Below are 14,566 nucleotides of genomic sequence, written 5' to 3'. Positions count from 1 at the left end.
GCGCGATAATGCGCCATTCGACCCTGGCCTCCCGCAGTGAAAAAGTCCGACTTCCATTTCGACCTGCCACCCGAGCTGATCGCGCAGACGCCACTGTCTCAGCGCAGCGCCAGCCGTCTGCTGCTGCTGGACGTGCCGGTGCGTACCTGGCAGGACCGGATGTTTCGTGACTTGCCTTCGTTCCTGCGCAAGGGTGATCTGCTGGTATTCAACGACACGCGGGTGTTGCCCGCGCGGTTGTATGGCAACAAGCCGAGCGGCGGGGCAGTGGAGATCCTGATCGAACGCGTAACCGGTACGCACGAAGCGATCGTGCAGCTCGGCGTCAGCAAGAAACCGCGTCCGGGTACGGTGATCGTGCTGGCCGATGGCAGCCATGCCACGGTGCTTGGCCGCGATGAGAGCTTTTTCCGCCTGCGCTTCGAATCGCCGGAGCCGCTGGAACGTCTGCTGATGCGCTTGGGCGAAATGCCGTTGCCGCCGTACATCTCGCGGCATGCCGATGCCAGCGACATGGAGCGCTATCAGACGGTCTACGCACGCGAGCCCGGCGCGGTCGCCGCGCCCACCGCCGGTCTGCATTTCGACGATGCCTTGCTGAAGCAATTGCGCGACAAGGGCGTGGATTTCGGCTACGTCACCTTGCACGTGGGCGCCGGTACGTTCCAGCCTGTACGCAGCGAGGATCTCTCCCACCATCAGATGCATCGCGAGTGGTTGAATGTCGGCGCGGGGCTGGTGGATCAGATCCATCGTACGCGCCGCGCTGGCGGCCGGGTGATCGCCGTAGGCACGACCGTAGTGCGCGCACTGGAAAGCGCCACCGTGGACAGCGTGTTGCGACCGTTTGCCGGCGAAACACAGATCTTCATCTTCCCGGGTTATCGCATCACCAGCATTGACGGCTTGATCACCAACTTCCATCTGCCGCAGTCGACCTTGCTGATGCTGGTATCGGCGCTGGCGGGGCGCGAGTACATCCTTGGCGCATATCAACATGCGGTAAAGCAGCGTTATCGGTTCTTCTCGTATGGCGATGCGATGCTGATCTTGCCGCAGGGGCTTTGATCACACGCCTTTCTTCCTCTCCCCTCCGGGGGGGCTCGGCTCTGAGAAGCGAGGAGAGAGCCTGGCCCGGACTTGATCTGGGGACTGAGGTGAGGGGGCACCCTCGCCTCGGATTTCAAGCGAAGCAGCGCGCCAAACTACGGTTGTCGCGAGCTTGCCCCATAGGGGAGATCTAGCCAGGAATGCGATAATGGGCGAATGACTGCCATGCATTTCGACCTCCTGGCCACCGACGGCGCTGCCCGCCGCGGACGCCTTACCTTTGATCGCGGTACCGTGGAAACCCCGGCCTTCATGCCGGTCGGCACGTACGGCTCGGTCAAGGCCATGACTCCCCGCGACCTCCTTGAAGTAGGCGCGGAGATTATCCTGGGCAACACCTTTCACCTGTTTCTGCGCCCGGGCCTGGAGGTCGTCGGGGAGTTCGGCGGGCTGCATCGCTTTATCGGCTGGAACAAGCCCATCCTCACCGACTCTGGTGGTTTCCAGGTGTTCTCGCTGGCGCACAAGCGCAAGATCACCGAGCAGGGCGTGGCCTTCGCCTCGCCGGTGGATGGCTCCAAGGTGTTCTTGTCACCGGAGGAGTCGATGCGGATCCAGACTGTGCTGGATTCGGATATCGCGATGATCTTCGACGAATGCACGCCTTATCCGGCCACGGAAAAAGTGGCGTCGGAATCGATGGAGCTGAGCCTGCGTTGGGCCGAACGCTCACGCCGCGCCTTCGATGATCTAAACAATCCGAATGCGCTGTTCGGCATCGTGCAGGGCAGCGTGTATGAAAACCTGCGCCGCCGTTCGGCCGAGGGACTGATCCAGATCGGCTTCGACGGCTATGCGGTGGGTGGCCTGGCGGTGGGCGAGCCCGAAGCCGAACGCAATCACACGCTGGATTTCACCGTGCCCTTGCTGCCGCAGGATCGCCCGCGCTATCTGATGGGCGTGGGACGTCCGGAAGACATCGTCGAAGCGGTGCGGCGCGGCATCGACATGTTCGATTGCGTGATGCCTACCCGCAACGCGCGCAACGGTTTCCTGTTCACCGCCGAAGGCACGCTGCGCATTCGCAACGCCAAGTTCGCCAACGACACGCGGGTGATCGAGGAGGGCTGCGAGTGCTATGCCTGCCGCAACGGCTTCAGCCGCGCCTATCTGCGGCACCTGGATCGCTGCAACGAGATCCTTGGCAGCCAGCTGGCCACCATCCATAACCTGCACCACTACCAGCAACTGATGGCAGGCCTGCGCGAGTCGATCGCGGCGGGGGCGCTCGACGATTTCGTGACCAGGTTCTATGCCCGCAGGCAGGGTGCCGGATAGCCTTTCTCACCCCGGGCTGGGGTGAGGGGCAGCCCTGCGGGGATATGGCCGCCGCGCTGAACTTTTGGCCTTTCCTTGTAGACAAAGCCGGAAACGTACGACGAGGCTGGTCCCTCATCCCATTTCCCGATCGGGTCGGGGGCAGGGCGAACGCAAACAGCCATCACTCATGGCATAATCCAAGGTCTTTTATTGGGCGTGCGGCAAAAACTCTTGCTGCGGCCGTAACTTGCGGGACAAGCTGATGAATCTTTCGACGAATATCGTGCTGGCGCAGGCTGCGCCGGGTGCTGCTGGTGGCGGTCTTTCCATGCTGATCATGATGATCGTGCTGTTCGGCGTGATGTATTTCATGATCATGCGTCCGCAGATGAAGCGGCAGAAGGAACACCGCCAGATGGTGTCCAATCTGGCCAAGGGTGATGAAGTGGTCAGCAACGGCGGCATCGCCGGCCGGGTTGAAGAGGTGGGCGAGACCTTTATCACGGTGGAGATCGCGCCGAACGTGAAGATCAAGCTGCAGAAAAGTGCGGTCCAGCAGGTGCTGCCCAAGGGCACGCTGAAGTCGTCCTGATCCATCTGTCGCGCGGATGGATTTTCCCATTAATTCAAGTTACCCCGCGGCCCGGTGCTGCGGCTTTTATGGATGCAAGGCATGAGTGATTTTCCACGCTGGAAATACTTTCTGGTCGCCGTCGTACTGGTGCTCGGCACTTTGTACGGGCTGCCGAACTTGTATCTGCCAAAGCCCGCGGTGCAGGTCTCGGCCACGCACAATGCCGTGATCGATCAGGCCTTGGAGCAGAAAGTGACTGCCGCGCTGCAGGCCGCCAAGATTGCTTACCTCGATGCGAACATCAAACACGATGTGAGTCGTGGTGATTCCATCCTGATCGGTTTCGCCAACGGGGATCAGCAGAAGGCCGCGGCCGACGCGCTGAAGCCGGTGCTGGGCGATGACTACACGGCGGCGTACAACCTGCAATCGACGGTGCCGGGCTGGCTCAGTGCGATCGGCGGCCGTCCGATGCCGCTGGGTCTGGACTTGCAGGGCGGCGTGCGCTTCCTGATGGCGGTCGATCAGAACGATGTGGTCGACAAGCAGGAGATTCGCTACACCCAGGACATCACCTCGCTGCTCAAGGACAAGAAGATCCCGTTTATTTCCGTGGCGCGTGATCCCGTCCGCGGCCAGGGCGTCAACGTGGTACTGGATTCCGCGGCGGATCGTTCCACCGCCAGCGACGCCATCGCCACCGAATACACCGACCTCAGCGTCACGGACGGCGCCAATACCGGCAATCGCTACATACTTAATGCGTCGATCAAGCCGAACCAGCTGCGTTTGTTGGCCACCAGCGCCATTCGCCAGAATCTTGCCACGCTGAGCAACCGCATTAACGCGCTGGGCGTGTCCGAACCGGTGATCCAGGCGCAAGGCGAAGACCATATTTCGGTTGAACTCGCCGGCGTGCAGGATCCCGCCGAAGCGAAGAAAGTGATCGGCGCCACGGCGACGCTGGAATATGTGGCGGGCTTGGGCGACGCACGTGATCCTGCCGTGCAGGATGCGGTGAAGACCGGCAATGTTCCGCCGGATGCGCACCTGTACTACGGCCGTCGCGGTGAACCGTACCTGGTCAGCAAGAGCATCATCGCCACCGGCGACGAGCTGGTCGATGCCTCCTCCGGCAATGATCAGCAGACCGGTTCGCCCAGCGTGAACGTGACGCTGAACTCGGCGGGCGCTGCGAAAATGCTTGAATTTACCCGCGACAACGTCGGCAAGCCGATGGCGGTGGTGTATGTGGAACGCGTTGTCGATACCAAGATCGTCGACGGCAAGGAAGTGCGCACGCCCAAGACCACCTATACCGTCATCAACTACGCCACTATCAACGGCGTCTTCAGCAACAAGTTCCAGACCACCGGCCTGGGTAGTTCGAAAGAAGCATCCGAGCTGGCCCTGCTGCTGAAGGGTGGTTCGCTCGCCGCTTCGATGGACATCGTGCAGGAAGGCGTGATCGGTCCCAGCCTCGGTCAGGACAACATCGACAAAGGCCTGAAGGCGGTGTTGCTCGGCCTGGGCCTGGTGCTGGTGGCCGCTGCGATCTACTACAAGCTGTTCGGTCTGGTGGCCGACGTGGCGCTGTTCTTCAACCTGGTGATCCTGGTCGCGGTGATGTCGATGATCGGCGTGACGCTGACCATGCCGGGTATCGCCGGTATCGTGCTGACGCTCGGTATGGCGATCGACGCCAACGTGCTGATCTGCGAACGCGTGCGCGAGGAATTGCGTAACGGCTCCACGCCGCTGGCGGCGATCCGCGCCGGCTACGAAAAGGCCTGGGCCACCATTCTCGACGCCAACGTCACCCACCTTATCGCCGCGCTGGCGCTGACCACGATGGGCTCGGGCCCGATCAAGGGCTTCGGCGTCACGCTGCTTATCGGTATCCTGACCTCGATGTTTACCTCGGTCACGGTGACCCACGCGATCACGGCGCTGATCCACCACGGGCGCAAGCTCAAGACGCTGTCGGTGTAATCGGGGAACGACATGGAAATTTTCAGCCATAACAGCAACGTCCACTTCCTCGGCCTGCGCAAGGTCAGCATCGGTATCGCCATCCTGCTGATGATTGCCTCCGTGGCGCTGCTCGCCACGCGCGGCCTGAACTACGGACTGGATTTCACCGGCGGTGTCAGCATCGAAACCACCTATGACAAACCAGTCTCGGTGGAGGATGTGCGTAGCGCCCTGGACAAGGGCGGTATCGAGAATGCTGTCGTGCAGAGCGTGGGCGGCACCCGCCAGGTATCGATCCGCTTCCAGCCGAAGGACGACAGTCATTACACGGTGCCGGAAGGCAAGTCGCCCAACCTGGACCTGATCGTCAACGACGTCGCCAAGGCGCTGCAAGCTCCACGTCCCGACGCCAAGATTGCGGGCAAGGAGTTTGTCGGCCCGCAGGTGGGCGAGCAACTGCGCAGCGACGGTGTCACCGCGGCAATCTTCGTGATCATCGGCATCGGCGTGTATCTGTGGATTCGTTTCGAACGCCGCTTTGCGGTCGCCGCGCTGGCCACCGAAGTGCACGACGTACTGGTCACGCTGGGCGTGATCTCGCTGGTACAGCGCGAGTTTGACCTCACCGTGCTGGCTTCCGTGCTGGCGGTGATCGGCTATTCGATCAACGACAAGGTGGTGGTGTTCGACCGTATTCGCGAACTGTTCCGCTCCTCGCGCAAGGCCGATCCGGAAGAAGTGCTCAACCGCTCGATCAACAGCACGCTGTCGCGAACCATCATCACCTCGCTGTTCACCAGCATCGCCATGGCCGCGCTGTATTTCTTCGGCGGCCCGACCGTGCACGGCTTTGCGATCACCATGCTGATCGGCATTCTGGTCGGTACGCTTTCCTCGATCTTCGTGGCCAGCCCGATCCTGCTGTGGCTGGGTGTATCGAAGAAGGACCTGATGCCGGTGACCAAGGAAAATCCGGAGCTGGCGCGCCGTCCGTAATACGTCTTCACATATGTGATAGCAAAATGGCCCGGATATCCGGGCCATTTTGTTTTCTGCTTGGCAAGGAATAACCGGTTTGCCTCATCGTTACGTCAACAACACAGGTGACGTTGCGGGTCACTTCTGACCGCAAAGTGTGAAGGCGTTGGCCGTAATAACGCGTTGTATTTTCCAGCCTCAACTTCATCCCCGCCCGGTCGATAAGCCTAACTAGGACATCATGTCCTGGCTGGGAGTCCACATGCTTGTCCTGATCGGATCATTGGTTGTGCTGTGCTGCGTATTCGGCGGTTATGTGCTCGCGCACGGCCACATTCTTGCCCTGTGGCAACCCTGTGAACTGATGATCATCGGTGGCGGCTCGGTAGGTGCGTTCCTTTCCGCCAATCCATCCGAGATCGTGAAGGGCGCGTTTCGCAACATCCTGGCCTTGTTCAAAGGACCGAAATATCGCAAGCAGGATTACGTCGATCTGCTGGCGCTGCTGTACGACATCTTCAGCCTGATGCGCAAACAGGGCCTGATGGGGCTGGAGTCGCATATCGAAGATCCACAGGCGAGCCCGGTGTTCAGCGCCTACCCGCGCCTGGTGAAGGAGCACCACCTGATCGAGTTCATTACCGATTGTCTGCGTCTGATGATTGGCGGCAGCATGAATCCGCACGAGCTGGAACAGTTGTTGGAAGTGGAACTGGAAACGCACCAGCAAGAGGCCGAGGCACCCGCGCTGGCGGTGACGAAGATGGCCGATGCGATGCCTGGTTTCGGGATTGTCGCGGCGGTGCTTGGCATCGTTACCACCATGTCGCAATTGGGCGGTGATACCTCGCAGATCGGCGAACACATTGCCGGTGCCTTGGTCGGTACGTTCCTGGGCATCCTGCTTTGCTATGGTTTTATCGGCCCGCTGGGTGCCGCGATGGAAAATCGTGTGCGCGAAGATGGCCGTGCGTTCGAATGTGTCAAGGTGGCCTTGCTGGCTTCCCTGCGCGGCTATAACCCGAAAGTGTCGGTGGAGTTCGCGCGCAAGACCCTGTCGCCGCAATCGCGGCCGAACTTCCAGGATTTCGAAGACCATCTCAAGGGTTCTCGTGCCGGGGCCCCGGCGTGAGCGAGAACGAATCGGAGCCGTTGATCGTCGTCCGCCGTGGACGGCGCAGGAAGTATGGCCATCACGGCGGCGCGTGGAAGGTGGCCTATGCCGACTTCGTCACCGCGATGATGGCGTTCTTCCTGGTGATGTGGCTGATCGGCGTGGGCACCAAGCAGCAGCGGGCCGCCATCGCCGAATACTTCAAGAATCCCAGTATGACCCCCGGCAACGCGCCCATGGCGCCGCCGGGCAAGGTCGGCCCGGGCGGCGCCAGCGACAGCATGATCAAGCTGGGTGGCGCGATGGACATCGCGCATGGTGCGGGCAAGGATCGGCGGTCTTCACGCGATAGCGCAGCGGATGTGGAAAAGCTGGCGCGTGAGCAGGAAAAGGCGCGGCTGGAAAACCTGATGCAGCAACTGCACGCCGCCATCGAGAAGAGCCAGGCGCTGGAGCCGTTCAAGGATCAATTGCTGCTGGATATCACGCCGGAAGGTTTGCGCATCCAGATCGTCGACAAGCAGAACCGGCCGATGTTCGATACCGGCAGTGCCACGCTTGAGCCGTACACGGTCGGCATTCTTCACGAACTGGCAGGTTTCATCAACGAGGCACCGAACAACATCAGCATCTCCGGTCACACCGACGACGCGCCATACGGCACCAACAACAGCTACAGCAACTGGGAGCTTTCCGCCGACCGCGCGAATGCGGCCCGGCGTGCCTTGCTGGATGGTGGCTTGTCGGAGGAAAAAGTTGCACGTGTGGTTGGCCTTGCGGCAGCAGTGCCGTTTGACAAGGCCAATCCCAGCAATCCGATCAATCGGCGCATCAGCATCATCTTGATGACCAAGCAGGCGCAGGATGCCGCGATGTCACAAGAGGAGGCAGATGGCCAGGCAGTGGCGCCGCCTCCCACAGCAAATACGTCTGCGTCGGTAGCGCCACTCAACACGAGCGGGCGCTCCAATATGCCTGGCTTGTCGATACAGGCCGCTCAGTAGTACTGGCTTATCCCGTATGAAGTTCGGGACAAGCCTCGGCATGCGCCGTTGTCACCGATTGAGCGAAGCCAGTCGCTCGGGTGTGCCGACGTCGGTCCATGTACCGTGGTGATGGCTGCCGGTCACAGCGCTTTGCGCAATCGCAGTTTCCAGTAGCGGTCTGATTTTGAAGCGCGGTGGTTTGTCGTGCGCATCCTGGTCGGGTTCGATCAGCGACTGCCATCCATGTAGAAATTCCCGGCGATAGACGCCGATGCCGCTGTAGGTCAGCCTCGCTGCGCCTTCATTACGCAAAAAGCCCCGGTCGTCCAGCGCGAAATCGCCGTGCGGATGGTGCGGCTGATTGTCCACCAGCAGCAGATGCGCGACGCCGACGGGCTCTTTCGGCAAGGCACCGAAATCCGCATCGGTCCACACATCGCCGCTGACGACGATAAACGGTTCCGGACCAAGCAGGGGCAGGGCATTGAGCATGCCGCCGCCGGTTTCCAGCGGCGTAGGGCCTTCGTAGGCGTAACGAATGCGCAGGCCCCAGCGCGAACCATCGCCGAGTGCTTCCGGAAACTGCTCGGCCAGGTGCGAGGTGTTGATCACCACATAATGCACGCCGATCGCGGCCAGCTTTTCCAGATGCCACGCGATCAGCGGTTTGCCTTGAACGGTCAGCAAGGGTTTCGGCGTGTGATCGGTAAGCGGGCGCATGCGCTCACCTAATCCCGCCGCAAAGATCAAAGCGTGCCTCATGCGCCCGCCACCTTGGTCAAATCGCGGTCTTGCGCATGAGCTTCGATCAAGTCGGCCAGGGCCGACAGCTCTGGATAGCTGCGCGCGACAGACACTACGTAGTGATAAACCCGCGGCACATCGGCCAGATAGCCGGGTTTTCCATCGCGATACCAGAGACGGTAAAACTGCCCGAGTACCCGGATGTGACGATGCAGGCCGGTCAGATCGAACCAGCGCAAAAACTGCTGCTGATCGACGCCGGCATCAATCAGTCGTGCATCGATGAGTTTGCCCCGGTACTGCTCCACCCATGCCTCGACGCGCGTGCGCGGCCAGGCGATATAGCCATCGCGCAATAACGAAGCGAGATCGTAGGTGATGGGGCCGGCGAGGGCGCCCTGAAAATCGATGATGCCTGGATTGTTGTGATCGGTGATCAGCAGGTTGCGACTGTGAAAATCGCGATGCACGAAACAGCGCGGCTGTTCCAGCGCATTGCGCACGATCAGGCCGAACGCTGCCTCCAGCACATCCCACTCACCGCAGTCCGGCGCGTGGCCGAGATGCCGGCCGAGGAACCACTCGGGCATGATCTCCAGGCCACGGACCAATACATCGCGGTCGAAGGGTGGCAGCTCGCGGTAATCCATGCTGCGCTGCATGCGCAGCAGGGCGTCCATCGCGTCGCCATACAGCGCATCGGCCGAGCTTTCATTCAACGCCGGCAGATACAAACGCGAACCCAGGTCCTCGATCAGCAGAAAACCCTGTTCGAGATCCTTGTCGTACACCGCCGGCACATGCAGGCCCGCGGCGGCGAGTTGTTCACCGATCTTCAGCCACGGGCGCGGATCTTCTTGCGCGGGTGGTGAATCCATCACGATCCAACTGCGGCCGTCGTGATGCGTGCGCCAGTAGCTGCGAAAACTCGCGTCGGCCGAGGCCGGTTCCAGGATGAGCGAATCGTTGCCAAGGCTGGCTCGCGTCCAGGCGAGGCGAGCGGCAGCGCGGTCGTTGAGGCTTTGCATGAGGGGGTTCGAAGCGGACACTCGAATAGCTTAGTGCCTGTGGGGGCCGTTCACCCAACTCCAGCCTTGCCGTCATCCCGGCGAAAGCCGGGACGACAGCTGCGAACCATCAAGACAGGTTGTACGCCCGTTCCTCATGTTCGGCGATATCCAGGCCGACTTGCTCCTGCTCGGCGCTAACACGCAACCCGATGGTCAGATCCACCAGCTTCAGAATCACCCAGCTCAGCACGCCGCTCCACGCAATCGTGAAACCCACGCCCTTGCACTGAATCCACAGCTGCGCCAGTGGCGAGGTCACGGCGCTGTCGAATCCGCCCAGCTTGGGCGCGGCGAACACGCCGGTGAGCAGTGCGCCGATGATGCCGGCGATGGCGTGCACGCCGAACACATCCAGCGTGTCGTCATAACCCAGTTTGTGCTTCAGGCGGGTGGCAGTGAAGAAGCACACCGCACCGGCAACGAAGCCGAGAATCAGGGCGCCGCCCGGACCCGCCGTTCCCGCGGCCGGCGTTATGGCCACCAATCCGGCCACCGCGCCCGAAGCCATGCCCAGCACGCTTGCACGCTTGTGCACGATCCACTCCACCGTCACCCAGCCAATCGCTGCTGCCGCGGTGGCAATCTGCGTCACCAGCATCGCCATGCCGGCGTTGCCGTTCGCCGCCACGGCCGATCCTGCATTGAAACCAAACCAGCCCAGCCACAGCATGCTCGCGCCGATCACCGTGTAGCCCAGGTTGTGCGGTGGCATGTGCGTGTGTGGATAACCACGGCGTTTGCCCAGCACCAGGCACGCGACCAGGCCGGCAATGCCTGCGTTGATATGCACTACCGTACCGCCCGCGAAATCAAGCACGCCCAGATCACCCAGCAGCGAGCCCGGGCCACTCCATACCATGTGCGCAATCGGCAGATAGACAAAGGTGAGCCACAGGCCGGAAAACACCAGCATCGCGCTGAACTTCATGCGCTCGGCAAACGCACCGATGATCAAGGCTGGCGTGATGATGGCGAAAGTAAGCTGGAACATCACATACACGCTTTCCGGCACCGTCTGATACAGCGAGGCCGGTGTCAGCCCCGCCAGCATCACGCGATCGAATGCGCCGATAAACGAATGCCAGTTGGTGACGCCGGCATGCATGCCATCCGTGCTGAACGCCATGGAGTAGCCGTAGATCATCCACAACACCGTCACCAGCGAGGTAATCGCCAGGCACTGCATCATCACCGAAAGCAGGTTCTTTGCCCGCACCATGCCGCCGTAGAACAGCGCGACGCCGGGAATCGTCATCATCAGCACGAACGCGCTCGCGACGATCATCCAGGCGGTGTCGCCGCTGTTGAGGGTTGGGACTGGTGTTGCTTGTGCGAAAACTGAGGGGGCGAAGAGCGCAAGCAGGACCAGCAGCATCATCTTGCCAGGACGTGCTCCCTCTCCCCTCCGGGGAGAGGGTTGGGGTGAGGGGCCACTCTCGCGAGAAGGGTTATTCAAAGCAGACTTCGAATGAGAGTCAGCGCAAGGCTGGCCCCTCACCCCGGCCCTCTCCCCGGAGGGGAGAGGGAGAAAATCGTGGGCATCACAGCGCATCGGCATCCACCTCCTGCGTCCGGATCCGAATCACCTGCTCCAGCTCACTCACAAAAATCTTGCCGTCGCCGACTTTGCCGGTACGCGCCGCTTTGGTAATCGCCTCGATCGCCAGTTCAACCTGCTCGTCGCTCACCGCCAGCTCGATCTTCAGCTTGGGCAGGAAGTCGACCACGTACTCCGCGCCCCGATACAGCTCGGTGTGTCCGCGCTGGCGGCCGAAGCCTTTGACTTCGGTCACGGTCATGCCCTGTACCCCGGCCTCGCCCAGTGCCTCGCGCACATCGTCCAGGGTGAAGGGTTTGATGATCGCGGTGATCCATTTCATGCGCGGCGGCTCCCCATTGGACGTTTTGTTGCAACACAGCAGATTGCGTGCCAGCCCGCATGAAGCGCAGGGAAACCGCAGCACCAAGCCACTCGGCAGGAGAAGGGCGAGTTGCGGCAGATAGTTTTTTGTCCATGCTGGTGCGTTAGATGATCCAATATGGTGCAATAACCAGCCGATGGAACCCTACGCCGCGTTGACCCCGACCGACTTAATCTGTACCATTTCGGTCTGGATTAACGCGGTGCCTTCCCCATGTTCCGTGTCAGCCGACTGACGGATTACGCCACCGTGGTGATGACCTGCATCGCCGCGCACCCTGACGACGTCCTCAGCACAGCGCAAATTGCCGAAGAAACCCATCTGGAATTGCCCACCGTCAGCAAGCTGCTGAAGTTGCTGGGACATGCCGGACTGGTGGAGTCCTTCCGCGGCGTCAACGGCGGTTACCGCCTGGCGCGCCCGGCCGACGCAATCAGCGTCGCCGAGATCGTGGAAGCGATGGAAGGGCCCCTGGGGATGACCGAATGCAGCTTGAGCGATGGCCATTGCGATCGCATATCGCAATGCGGCGTACGCGGCAGCTGGCAACACATCAACAACGTACTGGATAACGCACTGCGCTCGATGAGCCTGGCCGACATGCTGCACCCCAACGTGCGCACGCCAGCTGCTGGCGTGGCGCATACCGATTTGAAAAGCAGGACCGCACCATGACCATTGAGAGCACGACTGTCGACACCGATAGCACCGCCCTGCGCGACAACGCCGAAGTTGCCGCCGCACTCGGCCGTCGCTACGAAGCCGGCTTCGTTACCGAGATCGAAACCGACAGCCTGCCGCCGGGCCTGTCCGAAGACATCGTGCGCCAGCTTTCCGCGCTGAAGGGCGAGCCGGAGTGGATGACCGAGTGGCGCCTGAAGGCCTACCGCCATTGGCTGACCATGCCGACGCCGCATTGGGCCAAGCTCAACATCGGTCCGATCGATTTCCAGGCGATCAGCTACTACGCCTCGCCGAAGAACCGGCCGAAATCGCTGGACGAAGTCGATCCCAAGCTGCTGGAAGCCTACGACAAGCTCGGCGTGCCGCTGCACGAGCGCGCCAAGCTGGCTGGTGTGGCAGTGGATGCGGTGTTCGACTCGGTGTCCGTCGGCACCACCTTCCGCAAGGAGCTGGCCGAGGTCGGCGTGATCTTCTGCTCGATGAGCGAAGCCATCCGCGAACATCCAGAACTGGTGCAGAAGTACCTCGGCAGCGTGGTGCCGGTGGGTGACAACTATTTCGCCGCACTGAACTCGGCCGTGTTCTCCGACGGCTCGTTCGTGTTTATCCCCAAGGGCGTGCGTTGCCCGATGGAGCTGTCCACCTACTTCCGCATCAACGCCGGCCACACCGGGCAGTTCGAGCGCACGCTGATCATCGCCGAAGAGGGCGCCTACGTTTCCTACCTCGAAGGCTGTACCGCGCCGATGCGCGATGAAAACCAGCTGCACGCGGCCGTGGTGGAACTGGTTGCGCTGGAAAAAGCCAACATCAAGTATTCGACGGTGCAGAACTGGTATCCGGGCGACGAGGAAGGCCGCGGCGGCATCTTCAACTTCGTCACCAAGCGTGGCGATTGCCGCGGCGACGACTCGAAGATTTCCTGGACGCAGGTGGAAACCGGTTCGGCCATCACCTGGAAGTACCCCAGCTGCGTGCTGCGCGGTGACCGTTCGGTGGGCGAGTTCTACTCGGTCGCGCTCACCCATCATCGCCAGCAGGCCGATACCGGCACCAAGATGATCCACATCGGCAAGGGCACCAAATCCAAGATCGTGTCCAAGGGCATCAGCGCCGGCCGCAGTTCCAACAGCTATCGCGGCCTGGTGAAGATGGAGAAGGGCGCCGAAGGCGCGCGCAACTACACCCAGTGCGATTCGCTGCTGATCGGCAAGCGCTGCGGCGCACACACCTTCCCGTATATGGAAGTGAAGAACCCCAGCGCCACCGTCGAGCACGAAGCCACCACCTCGAAGATCTCCGACGACCAGCTCTTCTATTGCCTCTCGCGCGGCATCAGTGAAGAAGACGCGGTGTCGATGATCGTCGACGGCTTCTGCAAGCAGGTGTTCCGCGAGCTGCCGATGGAATTTGCGGTGGAGGCGAAGAAGCTGCTGGAGATCTCGCTGGAAGGTGCCGTCGGCTAACCAGGTACTTCTCCCTCTCCCCTTCGGGGAGAGGGTCGGGGTGAGGGGCCAACCTCGCGAGAAACTCCCTTATTTCGCCCAAAAAGCAAAGCAAACACGATCCGCCATGATTACCACCGTTACGGCAAGCCCGACCCCTCACCCCAGCTCTCTCCCCGGAGGGGAGAGGGGGCGTGTGTGCGTGAAGATGGGCCTTGCCGTGCTGCTTCTCGGTGTCATCGGATCAGCACACGCAGAGCAGCCCCTGTCCAACCAACAAATCGTCGATCACTACTGCGCCAACGCCAACACGCAGATGCAGATGGACGCCTGTTCGGCCCAGGCGCTTGGCGATGCCGATCGCCAGCTCAACGCGACTTACCAGGCCGTGCTCAAGAAGTGGGCCGCCTATCCGTCCATGAGCGCGAAACTGCGCCAGGCGCAGCGCAACTGGCTGACCTATCGTGATGCGGATATCGCCGCACGTTTTGCCATCGCCGATCAGGATAAGGCCGCAGGCACCGCCGGTACCGCCTATCCCACGGCACACAATCTTTATCAGGCCGGCCTGGAATTCGAGCGAGTGGCCCGCTTGTGTGAATACCTGCGCGGCGATGCCTATGGCGAGCGCGACAACGCACCCTGCGCAGACCTGGTGGCTCATCCCGCCGTCGTACCCCATCAACCTTGATGTGACTGACTACC

Annotated in this window: 14 protein-coding genes; 10 read left to right on the top strand and 4 right to left on the bottom strand. The window is 61.5% G+C overall.

Features of this window, described 5'->3' with window-relative positions:
- Nucleotides 1-36: 36 nt before the first annotated feature.
- The 7 genes from queA to motB all read left to right on the top strand — a co-directional run bounded on the left by queA (nt 37) and on the right by motB (nt 8,014).
- Complete coding sequence (gene queA, locus ISP19_RS14295; protein WP_204683089.1) at nt 37-1,068, top strand: tRNA preQ1(34) S-adenosylmethionine ribosyltransferase-isomerase QueA; 1,032 nt, start codon at nt 37-39, stop codon at nt 1,066-1,068.
- A 198-nt stretch (nt 1,069-1,266) separates the two neighbouring features.
- Nucleotides 1,267-2,388 (top strand): tRNA guanosine(34) transglycosylase Tgt, encoded by a 1,122-nt coding sequence (gene tgt / locus ISP19_RS14290; RefSeq protein ID WP_204683088.1) that lies wholly within the window; start codon nt 1,267-1,269, stop codon nt 2,386-2,388.
- Nucleotides 2,389-2,632: 244 nt separating this feature from the next.
- Nucleotides 2,633-2,962: a preprotein translocase subunit YajC gene (gene yajC / locus ISP19_RS14285; RefSeq protein WP_204683087.1), complete on the top strand. Its 330-nt coding sequence runs from the start codon at nt 2,633-2,635 to the stop codon at nt 2,960-2,962.
- Nucleotides 2,963-3,043: 81 nt separating this feature from the next.
- Nucleotides 3,044-4,936 (top strand): protein translocase subunit SecD, encoded by a 1,893-nt coding sequence (secD, locus tag ISP19_RS14280; RefSeq protein WP_204683086.1) that lies wholly within the window; start codon nt 3,044-3,046, stop codon nt 4,934-4,936.
- Nucleotides 4,937-4,948: 12 nt separating this feature from the next.
- Entirely contained in the window at nt 4,949-5,914 is a 966-nt protein-coding gene (gene secF, locus ISP19_RS14275; RefSeq protein WP_204683085.1) for a protein translocase subunit SecF, read from the top strand.
- 244 nt (nt 5,915-6,158) lie between these two features.
- Nucleotides 6,159-7,028: a flagellar motor stator protein MotA gene (gene motA / locus ISP19_RS14270; protein ID WP_204683084.1), complete on the top strand. Its 870-nt coding sequence runs from the start codon at nt 6,159-6,161 to the stop codon at nt 7,026-7,028.
- Nucleotides 7,025-8,014, top strand: a complete 990-nt coding sequence (motB, locus tag ISP19_RS14265; RefSeq protein WP_204683083.1) for a flagellar motor protein MotB — start codon at nt 7,025-7,027, stop codon at nt 8,012-8,014. Before motA ends, motB begins: the two co-directional genes overlap by 4 nt.
- A 51-nt stretch (nt 8,015-8,065) precedes the next feature.
- On the opposite strand, the gene murU is transcribed toward motB, so the two are convergent.
- The 4 genes from murU to ISP19_RS14245 all read right to left on the bottom strand — a co-directional run bounded on the left by murU (nt 8,066) and on the right by ISP19_RS14245 (nt 11,690).
- Nucleotides 8,066-8,758 carry an N-acetylmuramate alpha-1-phosphate uridylyltransferase MurU gene (gene murU / locus ISP19_RS14260; protein WP_204683082.1) on the bottom strand — a complete coding sequence of 231 codons (693 nt, stop codon included), beginning with the start codon at nt 8,756-8,758 and terminating at the stop codon, nt 8,066-8,068.
- Nucleotides 8,755-9,768, bottom strand: a complete 1,014-nt coding sequence (locus ISP19_RS14255; protein WP_204683081.1) for an aminoglycoside phosphotransferase family protein — start codon at nt 9,766-9,768, stop codon at nt 8,755-8,757. The genes murU and ISP19_RS14255 overlap by 4 nt, the downstream gene beginning before the upstream one ends.
- A gap of 109 nt (nt 9,769-9,877) precedes the next feature.
- Entirely contained in the window at nt 9,878-11,188 is a 1,311-nt protein-coding gene (locus ISP19_RS14250; protein ID WP_239556826.1) for an ammonium transporter, read from the bottom strand.
- A gap of 163 nt (nt 11,189-11,351) precedes the next feature.
- Nucleotides 11,352-11,690, bottom strand: coding sequence for a P-II family nitrogen regulator (locus ISP19_RS14245; protein ID WP_188797670.1), 339 nt, complete (start codon nt 11,688-11,690; stop codon nt 11,352-11,354).
- Between the two features lie 255 nt (nt 11,691-11,945).
- On the opposite strand from ISP19_RS14245, the gene ISP19_RS14240 reads away from it, so the two are divergent.
- From ISP19_RS14240 to ISP19_RS14230, 3 genes are all read left to right on the top strand, one after another.
- Nucleotides 11,946-12,407 carry an SUF system Fe-S cluster assembly regulator gene (locus ISP19_RS14240; RefSeq protein ID WP_204683079.1) on the top strand — a complete coding sequence of 154 codons (462 nt, stop codon included), beginning with the start codon at nt 11,946-11,948 and terminating at the stop codon, nt 12,405-12,407.
- A complete protein-coding gene (sufB, locus tag ISP19_RS14235; RefSeq protein WP_204683078.1) occupies nt 12,404-13,882 on the top strand; it encodes a Fe-S cluster assembly protein SufB in 1,479 nt (492 codons plus the stop codon). The genes ISP19_RS14240 and sufB overlap by 4 nt, the downstream gene beginning before the upstream one ends.
- A gap of 187 nt (nt 13,883-14,069) precedes the next feature.
- Nucleotides 14,070-14,552 carry a lysozyme inhibitor LprI family protein gene (locus tag ISP19_RS14230; protein ID WP_239556850.1) on the top strand — a complete coding sequence of 161 codons (483 nt, stop codon included), beginning with the start codon at nt 14,070-14,072 and terminating at the stop codon, nt 14,550-14,552.
- Nucleotides 14,553-14,566: the final 14 nt, after the last annotated feature.

Source organism: Dyella flava (assembly GCF_016904955.1).
GTDB classification, from domain to species: domain Bacteria; phylum Pseudomonadota; class Gammaproteobacteria; order Xanthomonadales; family Rhodanobacteraceae; genus Dyella_B; species Dyella_B flava.
The sequence above is the reverse complement of the archived record's forward strand: the minus strand, read 5'-3'. Positions and strand labels throughout refer to the sequence as shown.

What these genes read in the sequence shown, in the direction of transcription:
- tgt (WP_204683088.1), top strand. Translation starts at nt 1,267, where the DNA reads ATGACTGCCATGCATTTCGACCTCCTGGCCACCGACGGCGCTGCCCGC.
- yajC (WP_204683087.1), top strand. Translation starts at nt 2,633, where the DNA reads ATGAATCTTTCGACGAATATCGTGCTGGCGCAGGCTGCGCCGGGTGCT.
- secD (WP_204683086.1), top strand. Translation starts at nt 3,044, where the DNA reads ATGAGTGATTTTCCACGCTGGAAATACTTTCTGGTCGCCGTCGTACTG.
- secF (WP_204683085.1), top strand. Translation starts at nt 4,949, where the DNA reads ATGGAAATTTTCAGCCATAACAGCAACGTCCACTTCCTCGGCCTGCGC.
- motA (WP_204683084.1), top strand. Translation starts at nt 6,159, where the DNA reads ATGCTTGTCCTGATCGGATCATTGGTTGTGCTGTGCTGCGTATTCGGC.
- murU (WP_204683082.1), bottom strand. Translation starts at nt 8,758, where the DNA reads ATGAGGCACGCTTTGATCTTTGCGGCGGGATTAGGTGAGCGCATGCGC.
- ISP19_RS14255 (WP_204683081.1), bottom strand. Translation starts at nt 9,768, where the DNA reads ATGCAAAGCCTCAACGACCGCGCTGCCGCTCGCCTCGCCTGGACGCGA.
- ISP19_RS14250 (WP_239556826.1), bottom strand. Translation starts at nt 11,188, where the DNA reads ATGATGCTGCTGGTCCTGCTTGCGCTCTTCGCCCCCTCAGTTTTCGCA.
- ISP19_RS14245 (WP_188797670.1), bottom strand. Translation starts at nt 11,690, where the DNA reads ATGAAATGGATCACCGCGATCATCAAACCCTTCACCCTGGACGATGTG.
- ISP19_RS14240 (WP_204683079.1), top strand. Translation starts at nt 11,946, where the DNA reads ATGTTCCGTGTCAGCCGACTGACGGATTACGCCACCGTGGTGATGACC.
- sufB (WP_204683078.1), top strand. Translation starts at nt 12,404, where the DNA reads ATGACCATTGAGAGCACGACTGTCGACACCGATAGCACCGCCCTGCGC.
- ISP19_RS14230 (WP_239556850.1), top strand. Translation starts at nt 14,070, where the DNA reads ATGGGCCTTGCCGTGCTGCTTCTCGGTGTCATCGGATCAGCACACGCA.